A 24030-nucleotide genomic window follows, 5' to 3' on the forward strand; every position below is an offset into this window, starting at 1 on the left:
TTTACAGTTTTTTTGTGTGGCTTTTTGACTGCCTTTCCACGCACCGGATTGGCAGTCGGATTAGTTTGTCGTTATTGTCTTTCCCTTTTAACAGAAAGGGATGGTTGTTGTGGCAAAAAAACGAATAAAAAAGATGCTGTTAGGCAAAGCGTTGGACAAATATCATTCAACGGTTTCCCGTCATAAACGAGGGCAATTACAAGAGTTCTATCGAATAAATGTTATCAAGCGCTCGGCATTGGTAAACAAGAACATGGATGAGATTTCATCGGTTGATATCGCTGAGTATCGGGATGAACGACTGGCTCAGATCAACCAACGTACGCAAAAGCCTATCAGTGGTAACACTGTTCGCCTTGAAATGGCATTACTCTCCGCACTGTATAACCTGGCTAAGGTGGAGTGGGGTACATGCGTGAGCAACCCGGTTGAGTATGTCAGAAAACCCATCGTCTCTTCAGGTAGGATACGCAGATTGACATCTCAGGAAGAACGCCGACTAACCCGATATTTCAGGGGTAAAAACACTGAATTATTGGCCGTTTTTCGATTAGCCCTTGAGACAGCGATGAGGCAGGGGGAAATACTCGCTTTGCGCTGGGAGCATGTCGATCTCCGTCTTGGCATTGCCCATCTCCCTCTGACAAAAAATGGTTCTGCGCGAGATGTGCCGCTATCTTCCAAAGCCCGCCTGGTTTTGAAAGAAATGGGCGAAGTTGGCCACCCTGATTCAGGGCGGGTTTTTACGTACACATCGAGTGGATTTAAAAGTGCCTGGCGTATGGCGTTGCAGTTTCTATCGATTGATGATCTTCATTTTCATGACCTGAGACATGAGGCAATAAGCAGACTGTTTGAGTTGGGAACATTGAATGTCATGGAGATTGCGTCGATATCCGGGCATAAATCCATGAATATGCTGAAGCGGTATACCCATCTTCGTGCAACGCATCTTGTGAGCAAGCTCGATGCACGCAAAAAGCAGGCGCAGAAGTTGACATCAATATTTATACCTTATCCTGCTGATATTGAGATTCATGATTGCGGACGGGTAACAATGACGTTTTCTGACTTTGATGATTTTGAGGTGACGGCTGCAACTCACGATGAGGCATTGCGGAGTGCTTCGATAGAGCTATTGCGGTTTCAAGCTATTGCTGCGAAAAATGGTGAACGACTTCCCCCGCCGGGTCCAGTCTCTGTGAATGCAGTCAATAGGCTCCTCGTTAATCCTCTGTAGTAAGAACGGGTAATTTTTATATGGCGATATTGAGTTTAATATCGTCATTCCCTTCCGTATTTAGCACTGTACATGCTTCATCGTATTTGAAAGGGCTGTGTTCAGTGGCTACTGAGATGTTTTCTGGTATTTCATCGTCAGAATCTAATGATGATGTATCGCGTGATGATGTATCGCGTAATAAAACGGCCCCACGGGGAAGTCGCGCTTTACTCAAACCTATTTTATACACATCTCTGGGGCTGGGAGCAGTTGTTCCAGCCATTCTCTGTGTGTTTTTTTACCTGCAAATGAGTGAGATGGATATTCGGCTCAACTCGCTTGAAGCGGCACTCCGTAGTGGGCAACTCAACCAATTGTCGACCGCTGTTGCAGGACTGGAAAAACATGTGACAGAACAGAGCTCACGCTTTGCGACCAATGAAAAGGTCGATGCTGGCCTGCTGGCGTTGACTTCCCGGGTTGATGATGTAGTCACGACATTGTCGAAAGAGAGTGAGGATGTTCGTCAGCAACTGGCCCAGAACGATAGCCGCTCCATGGAGTTGAAATCCTCTTTTAATGAATTGTTATTACGCATTGAGACATTAAACCAGTTGAAGGAGACATTAGAGAAAAGAAATGCTGAGTCTCCTTCAAGTGTCTCACCCTCCCAGTCTAGACCCGTTAATTCTCCAGCTAAATCAAAAAAGTCGCTACGGTCAGCCCAAAATGTGCCACTGGCTGCACCGTTTATCCTGACGGGCATTGAGCATCGAGGGGGGCAGATGTATGCCGTTGTCATGCGTCGCGGTGCAACAACATTGTCAGAAATGCAATTAGTTGCCGTGGGGGATTCTGCGTGGGGATGGACGCTGCGAGATATGCAGGGCAATGAAGCGATATTTTCCGTTGGCGGTAGCCAACAACGCCTTTCAGTTCAATAGGATCCCCTATGAAAAAATATAGTATTGCTGTTTTGAGCTTACTTTTTGTTTATTCCCTGTCTGATGCAGCCCTTCCGGGGCCTGTGCAACAAAAAGAGCTGCAACAGCGCGATATTCAGATCAAACAAACTGAACAGGAAGCCCAACAGTGGGGCTTGAGTAGTTCAGAGTGGGAAAAATATCAGCAACTTAAACAAGGTAAGCGAGGAATTCAGTCGCCGGGCTTAGATCCATTGACGACGCTGGGTGTCGAAAGTGACAGCGCATCAGAGCGGCGTCGTATGGCAGAGCTCTGGGTTAAAGAGGAGTACCTGCGTACGGAAAAGGAACTGGCTTTCCAGCGAGAAGTGAATGCCGCCTGGAACCGTCTTTATCCTAACGCTCTCTCCGTTAACATGGGCAATGCTGCGGGTATTGCTCATGATACTGATGGTCGTCTGGCGTTATTTGTTCGCGATAACTGTGCTCGTTGCGATACCCGATTAGCAGCTGTGTTGGCGGATAATCGAGCGGTAGATATTTATTTGGTGGGCAGTGATGGGAAAGATGACACGGTCAGACAGTGGGCGATCGGCCATAACATCCCTGTTGAGAGAGTCAGAAGTCGACAAATAACGCTCAATCATGATCAGGGGTTGTGGGCGCGTTATGGCCAGGGGCAAATGCCAGTCATCCTGCAGCAAGGGGAAAATGGATGGCAAATCGCAGCATTTTAATCAGTACATTTGTCTTGCTTGGGATAATGCAGAGCGGTGTTGCCAGTGCGCAAAAAAAACCAGTTACCTTGCAACAGATCCCCGCTGCATACCGCCAAATTGCAAAAGATGCACGTGTGCCAGCTGAGTCATTGTATTCACTCTCGTTAACTGAAAGTTCTCGTGCGTTACCCTATGGTGAGCGACCGTGGCCATGGTCAATCAATGTTGCCGGTAAAACATATCGGTATGAGACTCGGGAATTAGCGTGGCAGGCCTTGCGTAAATTCATTCGTCAGGTGCCGCTAAAGAACATCGATGTGGGGATTGGACAAGTTAATTTGGGCTGGAACGGACATCGGTTCCGCTCTTTTTATGACGCATTTGATCCCCTGACTAACTTGAGGGTAACAGCCCAAATATTACGTGAGTGTTATGACGCAAAACCCGGTAGTTGGTTACGTGCGGCAGGATGTTATCACCATCCAGCCGGCGGCCAACCTGCTGAGCGATATATGGCTATTGTGCGCAATAAGCTGAAGCTCATCTCCCCTGTTCAGGAACCATTGGGATCATCACAGCCCATTCTTATTGCATCTTCCGTAGCAATAACACCCCGTCATCAATTAACATGGATAGAGCCAGAATGAATACATTACATCCTTTCGTTTTGTCGATTATTTTTTCGGGTATTTTCTTATTGCCCCCTTTTGTTTCAGCGGAACTTACTGTTGTGGCCGATCTCGGTGGGGAATCTACCGACGTCTATTTTGAGGCGATTAATCCACAAACGGATCCGAATTTTTCCGGTGGCGGTCTGTCACCAGATTTATCCTCTCCCGCTACAGGTAATAATCTGACAATAGCCTCCGTTCTTCCCGTCACTACCCCGGAACTTACTCCTGGGACGGTTTCACCCAGAGCATTAAAGCTCACGGGTATGCCTCCTATTTTCATTATTGGTGATGATCCTCTGTCCCGGAGTTGGCTTGTAAAACGGGTGGAGGAACTGCAGCGCCTGAATGCGACGGGTTTTGTTGTCAACGTTTCGTCCGAGGCGTCTCTTCGTGAGTTACAGGTGTTATTGCCAAAAAATGATATTGCCCCTGTGTCAGGGAGTGACCTGGCAAGACGATTACAGCTTTCTCATTATCCCGTTCTGATAACTGAAAACGGATTGTCTCAGTGATCGGGAACAAATATTTGATTGCTGAGTTATGGCTTAAATCCGCTCATACTCCAGTTCTCATCGTGTTATGGGGAGTGATGCTCCTCATTTTGATTGTCATCCTGCCATTTTGTTGCAAACGAAAAAGCGCGAGACAACGTCGTCATCAGCGTTACTTAGCGCAGGCCGTTCGGATATTGGCATTACTCCCTAAAATCAATGGAAAAGGCAAGCAACTTTCTTACCTCAGAAAGATTAACCCTTATGTTTTTGAAGAATTGGTACTACTGGCTCTGGAGCATCAGGGGTTCAAGGTGGTCCGTAACGCTTCATATAGTGGCGATGGAGGATTGGATGGGCAGGTCATTATTGATGGTCGACGCTGGTTAATCCAAGCGAAGCGCTATAGCAGGGCGATTGATCCGGCACATGTTGAAGCTTTTTCAGCATTGCTGATTCAACATCAATGTGGTGGCTTATTTATTCATACCGGGCGTACTGGAACTAAAAGTAGGCAACGAGAGAACACGAGGAACAACGATAGCTTTCCTCTTTATATTATAAGCGGCCAACGGTTGCTGTTCTTGTTAACGGATGAACTAGCTTGGTCAAAACTAATTGGGGCGATATATGAAGATTAACTATCAATATAATTATCAATTTTCATTTCGGAGTATGATGTCCTTACTAATTGGAATCTTGATGTTCCTTTTTAAGATGTTTGTATATTGGCCATCTTTTATTGTTGGTGCATCTGTCGTGTTGTTTTTTCTTCTTGGGGCTGTAGATGGAATTATTTTCCGTAATGGCGCTGAATATCATGTGGTTAATATATTATCGGATATTGCACAGGCGTATCAGTCAGCTCCTCCAGGAAAAATTATGGTGGAGGTTTGCTCTTATCACTATTCTGGCATTGATCTTCCCGGAGGTGGTGCTTCGGAGAATGTGTGTGTTTTAACTGGTGAGACCAGGACATTGGCTAATATTGCCGTTCAGATTATTCAATTCGCAAATAGTGTTTATTGCGTTCTTGTGGGGCTATCGGGATGCGGTGAAGCATTTATTCGCTATGGGCGAGTCGTGTGTGATCAGGGGGAATACAGGGCGAGTCGAAATTATGATCAGGATGCAGGGAGGATGATGGATGAGTGACCGTTATGTGATGGAATCGTTGCTACGCCCTGCGGTTGAGTTATATACAGCGACAACGGCGTGGAGTGCGACTTATATCTGTCTGACGGCTCCCTGGGCTGTTGCGCTTGCACCGTCCGTTAGTTGGGTTACGGCGGCTGGGTTCGGTGTGCTGGCGCTGAAACGAACACGTCAGGGGCTACGGATCCTCCGCTATCGTCGTAATATCAGGCGTCTTCCCCGTTATGTGATGAGTAGTAAGCAGATCCCTGTCAGCAATCGTTACCTGTTTCTCGGAAGGGGATTTCAATGGACGCAAAAACACACCCAGCGATTACTGGAGGCGCGCCGGCCAGAGACAGAGTGTTATGTTCAGCCATCAGTGATTTATCGTATGGCCCGTGACCTGGAGAAAAAGCTGGAGTACAGCTTGCCATACCTTTGTCGGCTAACACAATCCGACACCTTCTTTAACCCCGTCAGACCATTGCCTCCTGTTGGGGGAAGTCCGATTTACCATGGCGTTGAACCTGATGAGGCTGATATTGGTTATGACCTGGGGGAGCGTGTAGGGCACTCATTAGTCATGGGAACAACGCGTGTGGGTAAAACACGCCTGGCTGAATTGTTGATCACGCAGGATATCCGGCGCGGTGATGTCACTATTGTGTTTGATCCAAAAGGGGATGCTGATCTACTGAAACGAATGTGGGCTGAAGCAAGAAGAGCCGGGAGAGAAGGTGAATTTCATGTATTCCATCTTGGTTGGCCGGATATAAGTGCGCGTTATAACGCAATCGGGCGTTTTAGTCGTATCTCTGAGGTCGCATCGCGAGTTGCCGGCCAGCTTTCCAGTGAAGGTAATTCGGCGGCGTTTAAGGAGTTTGCCTGGCGGTTCGTCAATATTATTACACGCGCGTTAGTTGCTTTGGGCCAACGTCCCGATTACAGCCTGATACTCCGCTATGTCACCAATATCGGTGATCTGTATGAAACCTATGTCGAAAATCTGTTAAGCACTCAAGCCCCGCAACTGTGGGGAATGGTAGAAAACCTGCTCAGTTCAGGCATGCTCAATGAGCGTGATCTTCCCCGGAATATGCAGGGGCAAGCGAACGCAATGAAAGTATGGGCCATCGAGACCGTTCTAGGCAGCGATGAAGGTAAAAAAATATGGGATCCGGTTCTGGATGGATTGCGGTCAGCCGTACGTTATGACCGGACCTACTTCGATAAAATTGTAGCGTCGTTATTGCCCTTGCTGGAAAAACTGACTACAGGAAAAACAGCGGCGCTGCTGGCGCCTGATTACGCCGATATGGATGATCCCCGGCCTATATTTGACTGGCAGGAGGTCATACGGAAAAGAGGGATCGTCTATGTGGGGCTCGATGCGTTGTCGGATGCAGAGGTTGCGTCGGCGGTAGGAAATAGCATGTTTGCTGACCTGGTATCTGTGGCGGGGTACATCTACAAATTTGGTATCGGTGGCGAAGCGCCACAGAAAAAAATTCCTATTAATCTTCACTGTGATGAATTTAACGAACTGATGGGCGAGGAGTTTATCCCGCTCATTAACAAAGGAGGTGGTGCAGGGATACAGGTAACCGCCTATACGCAGACTTTATCAGATATTGAAGCCAGAATTGGCAGCAGTGCCAAGGCTAATCAGGTTATTGGTAACTTTAACTCGTTGATCATGCTACGGGTTCGAGAGAACAGTACGGCAGAACTGCTGACCAGCCAGCTTCCTGAAGTAGATGTTTATACCAAGACGCTGGTTTCTGGCGTTACGGATATTACCAACCCTGAGCAGGGCTCTGATTTTACCAGTAACGTTCAGGATCGCGTCAGTAATGTCAGGATGCCAATGATTACGCCGGCGGACATTATCAATCTGCCGAAAGGGCAGGCATTCGCATTGCTTGAGGGAGGGCGGTTGTGGAAAATCCGCATGCCATTACCTGATAGCGCAAATGATCCGTTCATGCCGGAGAGTATCAGCCGTATTGCCGAGTATATGCAGCAGAATTACCGCACCGGTGAAACATGGTGGACGGGGAGTACATTGCCTTCTGATAACCTGGCTGGTTCTGCCTTTGAATCCAAAGATGAGGTGGCGTAATGGCTGAACAGTCCCAGTCATCTCCACAGCGTCAGGAGCCGCCTAAGAAGCCGGGTTTGTTTCAAACGTTATTGTGGGTGTGGCCATTGAAAGTTGTGGGGATCCTACTGGCGTCATTACTGGTCAGCTTGCTTATCGAATATATCGGTATGCTGTTTTTTTGGACCCATGAGGGGGCAGAACATAGCCGGCAGGTGATGTTGACAGAAAGTGGTTACTTGGCTGAAGGGTTTACCCAAAGCTTATTGATGTCTGAACCAGTCACCTTCATAAGCGGCATCGTTCACCAGTCCTATCAGTGGCTGTTTGTTGACAGCGGTTTTATCAGTTGGCTGCATCAGGCAAAACAGATGAGGCCGAAGGATGGGGCTGCGCAAATGTTTAATTGGGCCGGGAGCTGGCTGGCGCTGGCGCTGTGGGAATACTTACAGGCGACGGTTTATGTCACGGTCATTTTTGCGATTCGGGTTGGCATTTTGGTGCTATCAATACCGCTTTTTATCATGGTTACCGTGACAGGCATCGTTGATGGGCTGGTTCGTCGGGATTTACGGCGCTATGGTGCTGGCTACGAATCCAGTTTTATCTATCATCATGCGAAACGGTTTGTGAAGCCAGCTGTCTACGGGCCATGTATGCTGTATTTGTCCTGGCCAACCGCAGTCTGGCCAAATCTGTTACTCTTACCGGCGGCAGTGTTGTTGGGGGTTGTGTTGTCGGTAGTTACGGGGGCATTTAAGAAATATCTTTAGGTGTGTCTGCAGATCATGTTGGATGATGACGATGTGTAAAAATTTTGTTGTTGTAGGTGCTATCCATCCTCAAATCGGTTGTCTTTTTTTAGAAAGAATTTCGGATAGTAACGTTGGTTACGTTGATATTTATCAGATTACAGACTTACTCAGTCGTGCTGATGTACGTAGGGCCGGATGGCGAGAGTATGTATCTTATGAGAACCCTCCCTTTGATATAAGAGCCATTAGAGAGCATATTAGTCGTATTGACTGGTATGATAACAGCCATGTTCATGACATTTGTTGGAAAAATCATCTCCAGATAAAAGAATTAAGGGAATGGAGCCTGGATATCCTGCGTTGGCAGGACATTCCCGTTACCGCCAAACTCGATGGTCATGAAAATGACTATGAAGCAATGGCTATCATGCGTTTCTAATAGAAAATTTCCCTTTCTGATGTTCTAAATTTTCATCCTTTCATAAACAGTTTCCTGCTGTTCTTATCCCTCTGTTACGTCAGTCTTTCTCCTTGCCGTTATGTGCGACAGGAGAAGAGAGATGTGCCGACTTATTGGGCTGAGTGTATTGCTGACCGCGGTTTGCATATTTCCGGCCCATGCTTCCGAAAAAGACGAACTTGCTCTGGTGATGCGCCAGCTCGACCAGGTTCAGGCTGGGTTAGATCGTGCCCGGGTAGTGGCCAATCAGAATGGTCAGGATGCACGCTTTTATTTTGATTACAGCAGTGCTTCCCGGGATATATCTGCCATGCGAAAGGGTATCGAGCAATATCTTGCCCCTTCTCGAGCTCAACCTTCAGTACCGCTTTCTGTCGGCGGGCAATACCGCCAGGAGAGTGGGCAATGAATGGCACTCAGAAGGCCGCGTGGCTCGCTGCATCGGGCAATACGGAACCTTCAGTTTTGCACCTGTTGATCCTTGGGCTCCTGTTCTCCGTCTTATTCTTGTGGGCAACCTGGGCATTGGTTATGGCCTACAAGGGGTGGACCTCAAGAACTATCGATGCTGAATCAGCGGGCACATTTACGATCCGGCTCGTTCTGCTTTTGGTTATCTCTATTTTTCTCTTCGCAAGCTGATGTTCACTCTGAATAAAAAGGTTAATTCATGAAAATAGTCTCAATGATGCGTCGTGCCACGGAACGTCTGACAATGTTGGCTGTTCTGGGAGGGCTCTATTCTGGTCAAGCGCTGGCTGATTTGCCTGCTATTGAGGCCCCCTCCAGTGGTAGCGGTGGCGGTTTATTCAGTACTCTGAAAGGGTACATCAAAGATGGGGTATCCCTTACCGGGCTTGTTATTGCTGCGATCGCGTTTCTGATCGTTGCTAAGGTCGCTATATCTGCGTTTCATGATGTAAGAGGAGGCAAGGCAGACTGGGGAGCCTTTGTGGCGTTTATCATTGTCGGGGTGTTACTGCTTGTTGCTGTTATCTGGTTGGCTACGAAAGCGCTGAACATTCTGTAAGGAGCAGGAGGATGGCCGTGATTGAGTTTCTCCCCGACCGTTTAAATGTTGCCCCTGTAGTGTATCGCGGATTTACCACTGGAGAACTGGGGCTGGCTGCGGGGTTAGGCGCTGTATTGGGAATACCGTTGGCGTTTCCGTTAGCATTTGTCCCCTTTATTGGGTGGATTGCTTTTCCCACCTGTATGCTGATAACCCCGTTATTTGTGGTTTTTTTTGGGGGTAACTGGATTAGCGCGTTTAAACGAGGAAAGCCCGAGAACTATCTTTGGCGCCGGTTAGATGAGCTTAAAACCAAATGGGGTATGAATCACGGCCTAATATTGACGTCCCGTTCATGGGAAATGAAACGCACTCGTTCCGTTTTTCAAAGGAGTAGGACATGAGTCGTTTTCGTAATGCTGTCAGTGCTCGTGATAATCACATTTTTACTTTGAGAGCCATTGTCGTTGCCTTGTTTTTATTGCTGATTTTTGTTGTTTCTGGCTGGATGATGGCGCCTAGCAAGTTGACGATCCACAATCCTCCGGATCTGCGTTCTGGTAGCACGCGCGAGTGGTGGCGAGTTCCGCCCTCAACGGTATACAGTTTTGCCTTCTATATTTTTCAGCAACTCAATGCCTGGCCAAAAAATGGTGAGGTGGACTATCCCGCGAAAATCGCGCAGTTAAGTCCTTATCTGACACCTGCGTGCCAGGACTTCCTGAACAAAGATGCTCGATTTCGCACTGACAATAGCGAACTGCGTGATCGCGTTCGTGTTGTGTATGAGATCCCCAAACGTGGTTATAGCAGTAAAAGCGTCGATGTTTTGTCTGATGATGACTGGATTGCCCGTCTGGACTTGGTCGCTGACGAGTATTACCACACCGAACCCGTAAAACGGGCAATGGTGCGTTATCCATTGAGAGTCGTCCGCTGGGAAGGTGATCCAGAACGCAACCAATTTGGGTTGGCTCTCGATTGCTATGCCAGTACACCTCAACGGCTGGAAGCGATGCCGGTTACTGCACCTGAGAAAAAATCGGGGGTATTCCAGTGAAGTTGACTGTCTTATTGGTCATATTTGTATCCCTCTTGCCATTATCAGTCCGTGCGCTGGAGCTCATGAAATGGGAGCGGATCCCGCTTCAGATCCCTTTGAATGTGGGGCAAGAGCGTATTGTTTTTGTCGATAAAAACGTACGCGTTGGGTTACCGCCATCGTTAAGCGGGAAGCTGAGGATACAGAGTAGCGGCGGCTCGGTTTACCTTAGTGCTAGCGAGAATTTTCCTTCCACTCGTCTGACATTGCAGGATGTTGAGAATGGCGAGGTGATCATTCTGGATGTCAGCGCTGTAGAGGGGAAGCATGTTCGTGAGCCCGTGCAGGTTGTTTATGACGGCGACGTCTCTTCCGTTTCTACCAATGATAATGCAAAGGTCAGTGGCAGCAGTAACAAAACAAATCGTCCTTCTTCCTCTCGAGAAGAGATCAATAAGAAGGAGCGGAACGTCCCTGCGTCTTCTGTCCCCATTCCGGTACTGCTAACGCGCTATGCCGCGCAAAGTTTGTACGCGCCATTACGCACAGTTGAGCCCGTTGCAGGGATAGGGCCTGTCTCTCTTAAGCTTCCGAGTCCGATGACAACATTGTTTCCTTCTGAACCTGTCATCGTTGTGCCGTTAGCGGGCTGGCGCCTAAACAATTTTACGGTTGTCGCATTGCAGATACGTAATACCTCATCCGGTAAGGTGATCATAGATCCCCGCAGGCTGCAGGGAAAGTTTGTCAGTGCGACGTTTCAGCATCGTTGGCTGGGGAATGCCGGAACACCGGAGGACACGACCGTTGCCTATCTTGTCATCGATGGTCAACCTGAAAGCGCATTTCTGCCTGAACCTGCGTTGCCCGCCAGGCTGACTAAATCCACGCCCAGGAGCATAAAAAAATGAAAATGCAGTCGAATATGCTCGTCAAACTAGCGGTACCGCTCACCTTATTGGTGACGGTTTTTATAGGTCTGAAGGCCTGTTCTTCTAACAAGGTCGAACCGCCGTCAGACTCTGCGACAAAAAAAAATGCCACCTTGAATGAACTGACACCCGAAGACTTAAGGGCATTAGGGATTGAGGGGGATACTCCCCAGGATACATTACGTACGCTGATTGGGCGTTTACAGACCGTTACCAAAAGGCAGGAGCAATTAGATGCAGATAATAAGGCTCTGTCCGAGGAAAATAAGAAGCTGAAAAATACAAACCAAAACGTGGATGAGCGTATTGGTCAGGCCATTGCGAATGCGAAAAATGAAGAGAGCGGTGAAAAAAGTCAGCTGAAATCTCAGGTGCAATCCTTAAGCACGACTGTGGGCGAACTCGTGCAACAACTTAAAGATGTGGGTTCGACGGGGTCATCTTCTCCAGGCAGCCATGTCGGACCTGGGAATGATATCCCGGTAGGTCTGGGACTTGATGGTGGTTTTACTGCACCGCGGACGTCGTCGGGAGCTCCCGGTACCGATGGCGTTATTTGGATTGAACCGATGGATGCTATCGCGGTGGATGCAAGTGGTAAACCGGTGGCTGAGGGGAGTGGTAACAGGGCTACAGGGTTTACGTTTGCAACTTCTTTTCTCGAGGAAAATCCCATTACTCAACAACAGGCCGAGTTGGCCAGGCAGGCGGGAAATGGTCAAACGTTAAGTGGAAATAATGCCGCTGAAGGTCCTGTAGAACCCGTCTATACCTTACCTGAAAATTCAACGTTGATTGGCAGTCGTGCCATGACCGCCCTGCTTGGGCGAGTGCCAGTCGATGGGAAAGTGACCGATCCGTATCCATTTAAAGTGCTTATTGGCAAAGACAACCTGACTGCTAACGGTATCGATCTGCCTGATGTCCAAGGCGCGATAGTGTCTGGTACAGCGACGGGCGACTGGACGCTGTCATGTGTCCGGGGCTCGGTATCCAGTATCACATTCGTCTTTACCGACGGTACGGTTCGTACTCTTCCGCGTCCATCCGGTCAGGCGGAAGGCAACAACAGCCAGAGCAGTAATAGTGGTGGAAGCATTGGATGGATATCTGATGAAAATGGTATCCCATGTCTTTCTGGTGAACGTAAATCTAACGCCTCAACCTATCTGCCTACATTATTTGCACTGTCAGCGGGCTCTGCAGCGGGTGAAGCATTGGCACAAAATCAGAATACCACACAGACAAATGGGCTCGGTGGTGTGACGTCTTCACTGACAGGGGATGCTGGACAAGCCGTAATGGGAAAAGCCATTTCGGGGGGGATGCAGGAAACCGTCGAGTGGGTTAAGGCGCGTTATGGCCAGACGTTTGATGCTGTTTATGTTCCGCCGGGTATGAAAGTCGCAGTTCATATTACCCGTCAGTTGGCGATCGATTATGAAGAAAAAGGGCGGAAAGTGAAATATGACTTCAATCTTGGCCAATCTGGCACTGGAATGGATTAACCATGATGACTGAAAATTATCGTTTTGTTGAACAGGTACGATCTGCGCCGCCCTCATGGGCTGATGATGAGATTCTTCGTTGGGATGATTCGTGTTTCCGTCGCGAGAGAGACTTCATCACCCGTCATTACTGGACTACACAGGGTAGCATCAACGTCTTTCGCATTATTGGTACTGATCACCCACAGTATGCTGGTATGAGTTGGCTGGACCTACTGGATCGTGGAAAGCGGATGGATATCAATATTCCTCTGCTGGAAAAGAACCCTGGCTATTACACGGAGCCAGGGCATAAACGGTCGAGCATGAATTTTAACAGTCTTGATGGGATTAATTGGTTTATCGGCTCAGATGGTAATCATCGCAGTTGTCTGGCGCGCTTTTATTTTCATGTCAATGGCCAGGGGGTAACGCAACTGCATGATGTGACGATGAATCACTATGATATCGACCATCCGTATTATGAAGCGTGCAGTGAGATGCAAAAGCTTATCGACGCCATGGCTCAATTGGGCATCTATTTGAAGCTTGAGGTACGGAACCAGGCTGTACATCGTGACGATACGCCAGGATGGAAACTTGATCATTTTCAGATAGAGGCGCAACTGCATCAACTCGGGGAGCCGGTTTTTCCTGAGCTATGTGCTGTCAGCTACATGCAAAATGCACAAGATGCCCGAACGTGTCTTTCTGTGCTGCAGCAACTTTATGAACAGCGCCTGAGCGGACAGCAAGTAAAACCTGGGCGAGCGGGATCTCGCTGGATGCGTTGGTTACGACTGGGGAAATCTCATGAAAGAAAATAACTACAATTCAATTCGTTGGACCACAAAGTGGTACTTTAGCGCAGGTTCTGGCTATTGCGTGGCGGTAAGTCATGGTGAGTTTGCCCTCGAATTAGCTCAACGCGTTGTGGCATTTCAACAGGCATCTTTGTTTTGGGAACATAACGCATTAATTCTGATGCTTGGTCCTACCCGTATTGAAGTGCAAGACACACAATTAACGATTACCCGATTGTTTCCTGAGGCATTTGAAAGATGCAGGGTAGCTTGTTTTCTGGAGCACGTTTCAGCGAGTAATGGCGAGATCGTATCGATGGCTCTGAAACGGTTACATGGCGAAGAATACTGGCAAATGCTGCCAGTTCATTTAAGTGAGATGCATTGTATTCCTGAGCTGCAATCATTTTCCTATGTTTCCAGTCGTTGTGCTCTTTCCGATCCTTCAAAGGAAGGTGAGCAACATGAATAATAAAGCTCAATGCGCGATAGCCTTGCTTTTTGTCGCTGTAACACTTTCAGGATGTAGTACCAGTAAAGAACAAATGCTCCCTCCGGGAGACAGCACTATGCTCGAATTGTGGAACGGTGGTGCATCAACGACTCAGGCCAGACATGAAGGGCGAACGGCACTGCGCCGTACCCTGACAGATACTGATCATGCGAGTGCGCTGAAGGAGGCAGAAAACTACGGCCGCACTCAGGAGAATGAAATCCAGCAAACGTTTCCTCGTCTGCCTAACCCTGATCTGGTGATGTATGTCTATCCCCATCTCAGTACGGGGAATACCCCCGTGCCGGGGTATAGCACGGTGTTCCCGTTTTACAGCCAGGTGCAATATGCCCTGCCGGGTGAACGGACGGAGGCATTTTAATGTTTTCACTGTTTCGGCGTAAAACGACATCTGCAGATGAGAATCTGAAAGGAAATGGCCCCTTTGCAGTAGAGGGGTATGAACCTCTCAGCCGTAATGGACGATTAACAGAGAGGGACGAACAGCAACTTTATGGCGTAGCGCCATCCATTATTGATTATATGCCATGGGCGGAATATCTCCCTGCGGAGCAATGCCTACTGTTGGATGATGGTGTCTCTGTTGGTGCGGTCTATGAAATCATACCTGTAGGCACGGAAGGGCGACCATCAGAACGTTTGGAAGAGATCCGCGATGTGGTTGAAGATGCCTTGCAGGATAGTTTTCCTGAATTGGATAGTCACCAGTGGGTCGTGCAACTTTACTGCCAGGATGATACGGATGTGACGGTGTATATGGATAAGTTACGTGGTTATGTTAAGCCCTGGGCAGAGGGAACGGCGTTTACACAGGCCTGGCTGGCTGAGACCGATCGCCATATGAAAAGCATTTCAGCAGAGAAAGGCCTGTTTGAAGACAAAGTTGTTACTGGCGCACCCTGGCGTGGACAAACACGTCGTACACGTATGGTGATTTATCGCTATGTCGAAAAACAATCCCGTGATCCGTTACCGCCAGCAACCATGCTGAACCAGGTTTGTGACCGGCTAACTTCTGCATTATCCGGTGCCGGCATTCGTTGTCACCGGCAAAATGGCGAACAGATACATAACTGGTTATTGCGATGGTTTAATCCCAAGCCTGAATGGGTCGCCCCCGAACTGCTGTATCGTACTGCTTCGTATGATGATGGCGAGCCTGATTCTCTTCCCATATTGAATGATTTTAGCGAAACATTGTGGTTTACACGGCCACGTAGCGATGCCGAGCGTGGGGTCTGGTGGTTTGATAATGTGGCGCACAAAGCGGTACCGGTAGAACGATTGAGAAAAGCGCCACAGACGGGGCACCTGACAGGAGAAGTCAGACGTGGAGATAACATCAATACGCTGATGGACTTGATGCCACAGGGAACCGTGATTGCGATGACATTGGTCGTTCAACCCCAGGATGTTCTGGAGGAAGAGTTCGCCAGTCTGGGCAAAAATGCTATGGGCGAGAATATTGAATCACAGCGTGTACGCGCAGATGCCGGAGCAGCAAAAGAATATCTGGGAGAGCGACACAAGCTGTATCGCTCATCATTGACGTTTTTGATCAAAGCATCGGACCTGGACACGCTTGACAGGCGTTACCTGGATATCAGTTCCAAGTTACTCAATGCTGGTCTTCAGCCGATTAATCCTGAACATGATGTTGCTCCACTTAATGGCTATCTACGTGCTTTACCGATGTGCTTCAACCCTGAAACGGATAAGAACCACTGGTATACCCGGTTGACGTTTGTACAACATTTTGCCTGTCTGCTACCGGTTTTTGGTCGTGATACGGGAACGGGTAATCCCGGCCTTTCCTTTTTCAATAGAGGTGGCGCGGCATTGTCATTCGATCCGATGAATAAGGCTGACCGCACGCAAAATGCCCATTTGTTGCTGTTCGGACCAACAGGTGCAGGTAAGTCTGCGACATTGTGTAATGCTTTAGCTCAGGTGATGGCCATCTATCGTTCCCGACTGTTTTTACTGGAATCAGGAAACTCGTTTGGGCTGCTTGGCGATTACTATGAGTCACTAGGGTTGACGGTGAACAAGGTCAGTATTAAGCCTGGCCGTGGCGTTTCATTGGCCCCGTTTGCTGATGCGCACCTGTTGTTGGCGGTCAATCCAGATGAACTCATTACCGATGAGTTGTCGCTGCCTGAACTGGATGATAATGCAAAAGACGCAGACGATGACGAAGAAGAGAAACGCGATATTCTCGGGGAAATGGAGATTGCCGCACGTCTGATGGTCACCGGTGGTGAGGCGGCTGAAGAGGCAAGAATGACCCGCGCTGATCGTGGTATGTTGCGTGAAGCAATCCTTGCGGCGGCGAAACAGTCGTATGAGGATGGACATCAGATGTTGCCTGCGGATTTGATGTCGGCGTTGGAGAATATCGCCCGGGATAATACCAAAGACAGCGAGGGACGAGATCGCCGAACGGCAGCAAGACGTGCGCGAGCTGAAGAAATGGCCGAAGCGTTACGTATGTTTACCGAAGGGTTTGAGGGCGAGTTGTTTAACCGACCAGGGACTCCATGGCCAGAAGCGGATGTTACCATTATTGATTTGGGAACCCTTGCCCGGGAGGGATATGAAGCACAGATGGCTGTCGCCGTTATCGCGTTGGTGAATACAGTCAACAATATTGCTGAGCGTGATCAGTATCTGGATCGTGAAATCAACATGGTTATTGATGAAGCACACATTACGACTACGAATCCCTTGTTATCTCCTTATTTGACTAAAGTTGTGAAAATGTGGCGTAAATTGGGTACATGGCTTTGGCTGGCTACGCAGAACCTGGCAGATTATCCGGACACGTCGAAAAAAATGCTCAACATGGCAGAATGGTGGTTGTGCCTCAATCTTCCGCCCGATGAGGTGGAACAAGTTTCACGGTTTAAGAGCCTGAATGAAGAGCAAAAAATGATGTTGCTCTCTGCGGCGAAGATCCCTCGGGTCTATACAGAAGGCGTGGTGTTGGCCAAGCGCGTAGAGGCTTTATTCAGATGTGTGCCGCCCAGCCTCTATCTTGCATTGGGGATGACGGAAAAAGAAGAAAAAGCGGAGCGTCGGCAATTGATGAACGAGCATGGTTGCAGCGAGTTGGACGCAGCGTTTATGGTGGCGCGAAAACTGGATAAGGCAAGAGGGATTATGACTGAAGCGGAGGCGGCGTGAAGCGATTAACCATGTCTAAACCTGAAGTCGTGACGGATAGAGAGATCCCGCTTTCTGTTCTATTTGATGTCCCTCCGCAAGGTGTTGCCCGTATTGGAGAAGGCGATGCCGGTAAGCTTGCGAGGTTGGGCGATGAAGTGAGAAAACGTTTATCTTGCCCTGCTCAACTGTCGGTCTTGCCTCATCGTGTTGGAAATCGATGTTGTGTTTCGGTACATGTTAGTGATCTTGCGGGAAAGACCCTGGATCTCCTGATCACGGTTGCCGGCAATACCCTATGGCCAGATGATAATGAATATGCCCGCGGCGTGCGTTGGTACATCAATGTATCGGATGCAACAGACATGATGTGGCTGCTGAAATCTATCGAGCAAGCGGTAGGAGAAAACGGATAAATCGGGAACTGGCGCGGGATTCGCAAAAGTTTTTCTTTGCGGAGCCCGCACCAGTTGAACAAGCCGCAGGCGCGTTAGTGGGATGAGGTTATATACATTCTGTTTTTTGTGATGGCAGTACATGCTATAACCACATGATTACTCAGCCCTATCGGTATTATGCCATCATGAACGTTTATAAGCTTTCCGCAAAGACTCAGGCCTATTATCTAATTGAGAAGAATGACTATGAGCAGCGTACCGCTCGGCGTTCTCCGTGGTACAAAACAAACGCTAACGGTAATCCTCAATACTTTGCCATTTGCCCAGCGTGCAATAACCCTATTCAGATAATCGGCTTGTATAAAGCACTGGCGAATACCCCCAATCCCTATGGCAAGCATTGCGGCAGCCCCGTGTACGGTGTCGGTATTTATGACAAAGAGGCGTACCAGTGGTGTCCTTACTCCAATACTAAGCGTGATGATGGCGATAGCAGACCCAGACGTGCACCAGGCATGTTGACACAGCAAATCTTGTCTATTCTGGTTAATCATTTTGATAAGGTCGTCTGGTTACTCGGAAAGTCGACAGGAGTAAAAATAGATGAAGAATTAGCTAAACGAATGTTGCAGCAATATCGGCGAGAGGAAGGATGGCTCTATGCGCGAGCGACATTGATGAACATTCCTTGGGCATTTGCTTACATGTCGGACTTTCAGGCGATTCTCTTTAAGGAGATAGACAAAGCTTTGGCTGAGGAACTGGTGAACCGCTCGTCAGGGCGTTTGAATTACAGTGAAAATGGTTTAGTGATTAAAGATGTTGTGGTCAAGGGCTATGTTGAGTTAGGTATCTACAATACGTTGCACCACTCTCGAGTTGTGAACGATGAATTGGTTGAAACAATGGATATGGTGTTTACCCTGAGGCAAGAAAAAGAAGCGCCAACAGAAATCTATCGTCAGACGATTGGGTTTGACTTTAACCATTTCAATAACCTAGTCAACTTCAATAACTGGAAATCCTCAGCCTTCAATGATGCATTGCTGGCGCTGGCCAAAGAGACCTTGGGCGATTTGCTTAATTAGCGCAGGGAAGGGTATGTCCCCTGAAGAGTGATCCACCATTCGCTTTCCAGGGGAGGGATTTCCCCCTGCTTTTCAGCCTCTTGCAGGCAAAGCAATATGTGTTCCAGTGACACAAAAAATACATGATAATTGTCCTGCATCACAAAGTGTGTTTCGGGTGACTCGATAGAAGGTAACACGATCCCTTGTGGGTGAGCTTGAGAGGGATTTTTGTTGTCTGACATGTGAGCTTTCCTGTCACGGTTTACAGCGGAATACTGTGTCCGTTTTTGTCCAGCGTTGCAGCGCTAAACTCATTTTTCGCTGAACATAATTCCTTTCGGTAATTGTGAATATTTCAAACAGAGTTGTTGCTTCTCTCCCGTAGCTGGCTATCGAGAATGGTTGTTCACCTTATAAGGAGAACAATTCATGCGATACCCTTTCGAGCTCGATCCCCAGATTATTCACCACATTATATACAGCCAGGCGGGTTCCCTGGGAAAAGCCCTGATAGAGCTGCTGATGAACAGCGTCGATGCTCAGGCATCTTCAGTCTTGTTGACTGTCTCCCGGGAGGGATTTATCTGTGTTGATGATGGGCATGGCTTTGCATCAAGAGACGATGTGGTGAATTACTTCGGCCGTTTCGGTACGCCGCACATCGAAGGTGATGCGACCTACGGCCGTTTCAGGTTGGGGCGCGGGCAAATTATGGCGCATGCCAGAACCGTGTGGCGTTCGCTGGCCTGGCAAATGCGCGTTGATACGCGGACCATGGGCTATAACTATGATCTGGACGATTTTAATGATGCAGTGCCTGGGTGTCAGATCTCCGGCGAGTGGTATGAGCCACTGAGTGAGGTTGAGTTCATGTCTGCCGTCCAGGAGATACGCGATCTGGTACGGTATACTTCTGTACGGGTTGAGCTTAATGGACGTCTGATCACCCGTAACCCGGCAACGGAGAAATGGGATGCTGAAGATGAGTTTGCCTGGTATCGCGTACGTAACGAGGGAGCCGTATCTATTTATAATCAGGGTGTTCTGGTGCGCCACGACCCTGGGCATGTGTGGGGTGTCGGCGGATTGATCGTCAGTAAACGCGCTATCGGACTGAATGTTTCCCGCACAGAAATCCTGCGTAAAACCTGCCCGGTCTGGAAAAGTATCTCAAAGCAGTTTGGTGAACTTGCCGCGGTATTTGCGAGCAAAGTGGGGCATTACCGTAAAACGGAATCCCGAAGAGAGCATGCTGTTAAAGCCCTGCTGGCAGGTGATGATGCGTTAGTAACGTTGTATCGGGATGAAGAGGTTATCACGCTATTACCCGGAAAAAAGCATGTCACTCTATTCAATTTTTTACGGAATTGTCGTCGCAACAGGCCCGGAGACTACGAAGGGTGCTTTACCATAGCGAATGAAATTGATGGTATCCCATTAGGTGAGCAGCTCGCTAGATCTGATATTGTCGTTGTCGTTCATCCTGACACGCTGACGCGATTTGGCTGCAATAGCGGTGATGACTTTATTGAGTGTCTATCTCAGATCCACTGCAATTTGCGTCAGCATGGTGATCAGAATAGCTGGTATATGAGGGGGTGTTTTGAGCCTGCTATCATTGATTTCACTACATTGAAAGAAGCTTTTGTCGAGCGTACGCAATTGCTCAGAGAAAAAGATGTGCTCGATGCCGAAACGTTACGCGTCTGGAGAGCGTTACGTTGGTGCCTCTGCCAGTACGCGCGGCGTTGTACTGGTGGGGGAGGTCGTTGGACCCATTACACTCGGGGCGGGAAAATATTTCATATTTTGTTGGGAGAGGCTACTTCAGCTGAAGCATGGACCGATGGTGAAAGTTATATCGCTTATGACATTGATATAGTGAGGCGTTTGCGCGCTGATCCGTTACGTACGGCAAGCTATTTGTTCAGCCTGACGGAGCATGAAGTTGCTCATGAAGGCGATAGTATGGACTGTGGTCATGATGAAGCGTTTTATCAACGTTTCCACGATATCAGCATCCGTATGGCAGAAGAGCGTCAGCGGTATATGCATGCTTTTCTGATGAAATACACCACCAGTATGGAAAGCGAGGGTAAGAAAGCGGCAGGGAAAGCCTGGCAGGAACGCTTTCTGGCCGATCGCGTTGGCAGCGGTCGAGAGAAAAGGGGGTTACCCCGGCTCCCTGATGAAAAGCAAATAGGCCTGGATATCAATGCGGAGATCCCGGCAGAGCCAGCGTCGCTTATTCAATGGCTGAATCTTCAATTGCAGCAACACGGGGATGTCAGGCCTGAACCGGATTGGGACGACATCATGCTGCGGGGTATTATTTCTCACCTTCAGCGGGCTCAGCAATGGGCATCTGAGCGTAGATGGCCTGATTGGGAGTATGGGATCCCTGATGAAGATGAACGTCCGGATGAGCCTAAACGTGAATATGAGCGTGAATACCAGGAATTTCAGGAGCAGGTTAACCTGGATATGCATAAGCAGGACCAGGAGGAGCGAGCAAGAATGCTCTCTGTTCTCGGGATCAGTCCGGACCTTCTGACAGAGGATATTTTTTATTTTTTGTATTACGAAACCGCCGATGACGATGATTTGCGGGCCGCATGGCGGGAAAAACGCTGGGAACAAGACACTGACGATGAACTGGTTATACCAGAGTCGTGGAAACCCTATATGCAACCCGATGAAACACGCTGGATGATCGAAAGGAATGCCGCGGCAGCAGGGTTCTGTGGTTGGAAAGGAGAACTGGAGTATCTGCGCTGGCGTGCTGAATCGAGTGCGTCAGGGGAGTAAACACCCGTGGGTTCCGGCCGTGTAAGCGGCCTTTTTTCTCTATAGGGTGTTATCTATCGCTCGTTCTGCACAATTAAAAACGGTACTGGTATACTGAACTATCGAATCCTTTTAGTTTATTGATATGCCTGTATATCTATCGAAAGAATTTATTGAATTCCCTCACGGGGGCTATATAGCGCATCGCTTTGATTTTTGTATAGATACTCATCATTTCGTTGTTATATTCGCGGAGGTTGATATCTCAGAACCTGCGTACCACATTTACAGAAGTGATGAAGTTGGTTTCGAAATCCCTCCATGTTGTTATGACGTTAAATTTGACCGGCTCGAAAATTTCGAAAGCGGAGATTTTTATAAACCAGCTTCTAAAGGCCAGTGCTCCAGGCGGTTAGGATTTTCTGCGGAACTAGCAGAGGCTCTGGAAACAATAATAACGTTGCACCATGATGTTTATCATGCCAGGGCATATCTTGCGGTCGCAGAGACGCCAAAATTAAAACGCTTTTATGACCGGGTTTTACAGCGGTCACCGCATGATGTAGTATATGAAATGAGCGCCGGACTTGGCGAAGGAGGAAACGGTTATGTACTCAAAACGCGATATTTCGACCATTAAAAAGATGACATTAGCTGAGCGAAAGGCTGAAGCTATGCGCCAACTGAAAGCGTCATTTGAACAAGCCGCACGTGATGGTACTCTACGAACCCGTAATGTAAGTGCTGGTTGAGTATCCGCCTCCTCAGGAACCCGCTTGCTAAGGCGGGTTTTTTATGCTGATATTTTCTGTTTCCCCCCTGTTATATATTTCGGTTACTCGCCACTTCTTATGAGAGGGATCGTGCTGTAATTTTCACAATCCCATATAGAGTTGTTTACTGACGTTTCGTATTGATGATTGCACCTTAGGCAGGTATTTGTCTAAGGAGTGTCCAATATGATAAGAGTCATCAGCGGGCTGCCGGCCATCTGTTTTGCTTTAAACGCATTCGCCGGCGTGGCGATTTATACCGACAGTGCGCACCCCGTTTCTTCAGTGTCTTCCGATATCCCCATTACTTATCTTGATGCGGTTGCAAAAGCAGAACAAGACCTGTTTGGCCGGTTGTCTGCTGACGCTGCACAGGCTGAAAAACACGCCCGGGAGATTGTAGGATCACCTGCCTTTATTCAACAGCAGCAACGGATCCAGGATGCTTACCAGGGCGTTATCCGGGCATGGTCATTGGGCGTAAAAAAATACCCTGCCATTGTGTTTGACGATCGCTGGGTGGTGTACGGCACGACCGACGTTGGGCTTGCTCGCCAGTACCTGACTAATGCTCAGGAGGCGAAACCATGAAGCTTTCTTCCCCTCATCGCCGGCGCTTGCTTTTGGCTGTCTTGCTGACTGGCAGTGGTTTATGTACTGCCAGTGTCAATACTGCAAGTCTGATGGCCAGCGCAGCATCCGTGTCATGTATTAGCTGGCGTGTAAAAGGTATCTGTTACTGGCTCCTGTGCACACCGTTTGGCTGTACGATTAAAACATCGGTGAAAGTGGAGCACTTTATTCCTGAAGCCGTGGTTTCTGCCTACGCCAATGAGGGAGAAAATCCCTGGGTAGAAATGTCGACGGTTAGCCGGGCTGCGGGAAGTGGTGAAAGTGCGCTTGTCGGTTCCCTCTCTGGTGTTGCGACTGGCGGCGGAAATCAGGAACTGAAAGCGCCTGGGCTGCGCAAAAAAAATATTCACTTCTATTATGCGGATGCGTATGGCCATCCTGCGACTTCTACGATCGGTGGAATGGTGCCTGGTTATTCATGCCAGACAGCTGCCACGCCGTTTATGCCTTATTTTATGAGTTCGCTTGATGCGCTGGTATGGCGCAGTGGTATTCCTGAATCGCTTTATCCTGAAGCATTAATCCCGGGACAACGTGAACTGGGGAGCCAGGCGTCGGCGAATATGTGGGGGAATGTCTATCCACGCAGTGGGTTTGTGACCCAACATGATGGATATAAATCGGCGGCCTTAGTCGCGCAGCGAGTTGCTGATGTTATTACACGTGCAGGGCAGCTCCACGTATACCAACCTTTGGTTGGACAACGCTCCCCCGGATATTGGCCCCCCGACCCGGTTCGTGAAAATACGGGTACTCAAAATCATAAATGGCAACGTTTATCTCCTCAGCTATCCACCTCATGCGCAGTTTTCCCTGATAACGGCACCGTTGCACAGAACGGTCAGTATGCCTGGGCATTGTGGCAACCCTATAGCTGTTGCAAACGACGTGGCCAGACCTTCCTTTACAGCACTGATTTTTAAGCAGGCAGA

General features: G+C 48.6%; 28 protein-coding genes. 27 read left to right on the forward strand and 1 reads right to left on the reverse strand.

Annotated elements, in window-relative coordinates:
* Positions 1-100 precede the first annotated feature (100 nt).
* From ACKQAD_RS13125 to ACKQAD_RS13235, 23 genes are all read left to right on the forward strand, one after another.
* Entirely contained in the window at positions 101-1240 is a 1140-nt protein-coding gene (locus ACKQAD_RS13125; protein ID WP_409160569.1) for a site-specific integrase, read from the forward strand.
* 104 nt (positions 1241-1344) lie between these two features.
* Positions 1345-2166: a hypothetical protein gene (locus ACKQAD_RS13130; protein ID WP_409160570.1), complete on the forward strand. Its 822-nt coding sequence runs from the start codon at positions 1345-1347 to the stop codon at positions 2164-2166.
* An 8-nt stretch (positions 2167-2174) separates the two neighbouring features.
* Entirely contained in the window at positions 2175-2882 is a 708-nt protein-coding gene (locus ACKQAD_RS13135) for a TIGR03759 family integrating conjugative element protein (protein ID WP_409160571.1), read from the forward strand.
* Entirely contained in the window at positions 2861-3511 is a 651-nt protein-coding gene (locus ACKQAD_RS13140) for a lysozyme family protein (protein WP_409160572.1), read from the forward strand. The genes ACKQAD_RS13135 and ACKQAD_RS13140 overlap by 22 nt, the downstream gene beginning before the upstream one ends.
* Positions 3508-4050, forward strand: coding sequence for an integrating conjugative element protein (locus tag ACKQAD_RS13145; RefSeq protein WP_409160573.1), 543 nt, complete (start codon positions 3508-3510; stop codon positions 4048-4050). Before ACKQAD_RS13140 ends, ACKQAD_RS13145 begins: the two co-directional genes overlap by 4 nt.
* Positions 4047-4670 carry a restriction endonuclease gene (locus ACKQAD_RS13150; RefSeq protein WP_409160574.1) on the forward strand — a complete coding sequence of 208 codons (624 nt, stop codon included), beginning with the start codon at positions 4047-4049 and terminating at the stop codon, positions 4668-4670. The genes ACKQAD_RS13145 and ACKQAD_RS13150 overlap by 4 nt, the downstream gene beginning before the upstream one ends.
* The gene (locus ACKQAD_RS13155; protein ID WP_409160575.1) at positions 4660-5184 is read left to right on the forward strand and encodes a hypothetical protein; all 525 of its coding nucleotides are present in this window, start codon (positions 4660-4662) and stop codon (positions 5182-5184) included. The genes ACKQAD_RS13150 and ACKQAD_RS13155 overlap by 11 nt, the downstream gene beginning before the upstream one ends.
* On the forward strand, positions 5177-7288 hold the full coding sequence (gene traD / locus ACKQAD_RS13160; RefSeq protein ID WP_409160576.1) for a type IV conjugative transfer system coupling protein TraD: 2112 nt from the start codon (positions 5177-5179) through the stop codon (positions 7286-7288). Before ACKQAD_RS13155 ends, traD begins: the two co-directional genes overlap by 8 nt.
* Complete coding sequence (locus ACKQAD_RS13165; RefSeq protein ID WP_409160577.1) at positions 7288-8040, forward strand: TIGR03747 family integrating conjugative element membrane protein; 753 nt, start codon at positions 7288-7290, stop codon at positions 8038-8040. Before traD ends, ACKQAD_RS13165 begins: the two co-directional genes overlap by 1 nt.
* A gap of 31 nt (positions 8041-8071) precedes the next feature.
* Entirely contained in the window at positions 8072-8461 is a 390-nt protein-coding gene (locus ACKQAD_RS13170) for a hypothetical protein (RefSeq protein ID WP_409160578.1), read from the forward strand.
* Between the two features lie 121 nt (positions 8462-8582).
* Positions 8583-8891, forward strand: coding sequence for an integrative conjugative element protein, RAQPRD family (locus ACKQAD_RS13175; RefSeq protein WP_409160579.1), 309 nt, complete (start codon positions 8583-8585; stop codon positions 8889-8891).
* A complete protein-coding gene (locus ACKQAD_RS13180; RefSeq protein ID WP_409160580.1) occupies positions 8888-9124 on the forward strand; it encodes a TIGR03758 family integrating conjugative element protein in 237 nt (78 codons plus the stop codon). Before ACKQAD_RS13175 ends, ACKQAD_RS13180 begins: the two co-directional genes overlap by 4 nt.
* A gap of 28 nt (positions 9125-9152) precedes the next feature.
* The gene (locus tag ACKQAD_RS13185) at positions 9153-9512 is read left to right on the forward strand and encodes a TIGR03745 family integrating conjugative element membrane protein (RefSeq protein WP_409160581.1); all 360 of its coding nucleotides are present in this window, start codon (positions 9153-9155) and stop codon (positions 9510-9512) included.
* 11 nt (positions 9513-9523) lie between these two features.
* The gene (locus ACKQAD_RS13190; protein WP_409160582.1) at positions 9524-9898 is read left to right on the forward strand and encodes a TIGR03750 family conjugal transfer protein; all 375 of its coding nucleotides are present in this window, start codon (positions 9524-9526) and stop codon (positions 9896-9898) included.
* The gene (locus ACKQAD_RS13195) at positions 9895-10554 is read left to right on the forward strand and encodes a PFL_4703 family integrating conjugative element protein (RefSeq protein ID WP_409160583.1); all 660 of its coding nucleotides are present in this window, start codon (positions 9895-9897) and stop codon (positions 10552-10554) included. Before ACKQAD_RS13190 ends, ACKQAD_RS13195 begins: the two co-directional genes overlap by 4 nt.
* Positions 10551-11447: a TIGR03749 family integrating conjugative element protein gene (locus tag ACKQAD_RS13200; RefSeq protein ID WP_409160584.1), complete on the forward strand. Its 897-nt coding sequence runs from the start codon at positions 10551-10553 to the stop codon at positions 11445-11447. The genes ACKQAD_RS13195 and ACKQAD_RS13200 overlap by 4 nt, the downstream gene beginning before the upstream one ends.
* Positions 11444-12976, forward strand: coding sequence for a TIGR03752 family integrating conjugative element protein (locus tag ACKQAD_RS13205; RefSeq protein WP_409160585.1), 1533 nt, complete (start codon positions 11444-11446; stop codon positions 12974-12976). Before ACKQAD_RS13200 ends, ACKQAD_RS13205 begins: the two co-directional genes overlap by 4 nt.
* A 2-nt stretch (positions 12977-12978) precedes the next feature.
* A complete protein-coding gene (locus tag ACKQAD_RS13210) occupies positions 12979-13782 on the forward strand; it encodes a hypothetical protein (protein ID WP_409160586.1) in 804 nt (267 codons plus the stop codon).
* Positions 13769-14230, forward strand: coding sequence for a hypothetical protein (locus ACKQAD_RS13215; protein WP_409160587.1), 462 nt, complete (start codon positions 13769-13771; stop codon positions 14228-14230). The genes ACKQAD_RS13210 and ACKQAD_RS13215 overlap by 14 nt, the downstream gene beginning before the upstream one ends.
* Positions 14223-14633: a TIGR03751 family conjugal transfer lipoprotein gene (locus ACKQAD_RS13220; RefSeq protein WP_409160588.1), complete on the forward strand. Its 411-nt coding sequence runs from the start codon at positions 14223-14225 to the stop codon at positions 14631-14633. The genes ACKQAD_RS13215 and ACKQAD_RS13220 overlap by 8 nt, the downstream gene beginning before the upstream one ends.
* Complete coding sequence (locus ACKQAD_RS13225) at positions 14633-17458, forward strand: conjugative transfer ATPase (protein ID WP_409160589.1); 2826 nt, start codon at positions 14633-14635, stop codon at positions 17456-17458. The genes ACKQAD_RS13220 and ACKQAD_RS13225 overlap by 1 nt, the downstream gene beginning before the upstream one ends.
* Positions 17455-17853, forward strand: a complete 399-nt coding sequence (locus ACKQAD_RS13230) for a hypothetical protein (protein ID WP_409160590.1) — start codon at positions 17455-17457, stop codon at positions 17851-17853. The genes ACKQAD_RS13225 and ACKQAD_RS13230 overlap by 4 nt, the downstream gene beginning before the upstream one ends.
* Positions 17854-17987: 134 nt before the next feature.
* Positions 17988-18923 (forward strand): hypothetical protein, encoded by a 936-nt coding sequence (locus ACKQAD_RS13235; RefSeq protein ID WP_409160591.1) that lies wholly within the window; start codon positions 17988-17990, stop codon positions 18921-18923.
* Here ACKQAD_RS13235 and ACKQAD_RS13240 read toward each other — a convergent pair.
* Entirely contained in the window at positions 18920-19147 is a 228-nt protein-coding gene (locus ACKQAD_RS13240) for a hypothetical protein (RefSeq protein ID WP_409160592.1), read from the reverse strand. The two genes, ACKQAD_RS13235 and ACKQAD_RS13240, sit on opposite strands and share 4 nt — an antisense overlap.
* A gap of 187 nt (positions 19148-19334) precedes the next feature.
* On the opposite strand from ACKQAD_RS13240, the gene ACKQAD_RS13245 reads away from it, so the two are divergent.
* The 4 genes from ACKQAD_RS13245 (at position 19335) to ACKQAD_RS13260 (ending at position 24021) form a co-directional block, all read left to right on the forward strand.
* On the forward strand, positions 19335-21713 hold the full coding sequence (locus ACKQAD_RS13245) for an ATP-binding protein (protein WP_409160593.1): 2379 nt from the start codon (positions 19335-19337) through the stop codon (positions 21711-21713).
* 124 nt (positions 21714-21837) lie between these two features.
* Positions 21838-22332 carry a hypothetical protein gene (locus tag ACKQAD_RS13250; protein ID WP_409160594.1) on the forward strand — a complete coding sequence of 165 codons (495 nt, stop codon included), beginning with the start codon at positions 21838-21840 and terminating at the stop codon, positions 22330-22332.
* A gap of 319 nt (positions 22333-22651) precedes the next feature.
* Positions 22652-23056: a TIGR03757 family integrating conjugative element protein gene (locus tag ACKQAD_RS13255; RefSeq protein WP_409160595.1), complete on the forward strand. Its 405-nt coding sequence runs from the start codon at positions 22652-22654 to the stop codon at positions 23054-23056.
* Positions 23053-24021: a TIGR03756 family integrating conjugative element protein gene (locus tag ACKQAD_RS13260; RefSeq protein WP_409160596.1), complete on the forward strand. Its 969-nt coding sequence runs from the start codon at positions 23053-23055 to the stop codon at positions 24019-24021. The genes ACKQAD_RS13255 and ACKQAD_RS13260 overlap by 4 nt, the downstream gene beginning before the upstream one ends.
* Positions 24022-24030 lie beyond the last annotated feature (9 nt).

Source organism: Pectobacterium artocarpous (assembly GCF_046159765.1).
In the GTDB taxonomy this organism is placed as follows: domain Bacteria; phylum Pseudomonadota; class Gammaproteobacteria; order Enterobacterales; family Enterobacteriaceae; genus Pectobacterium.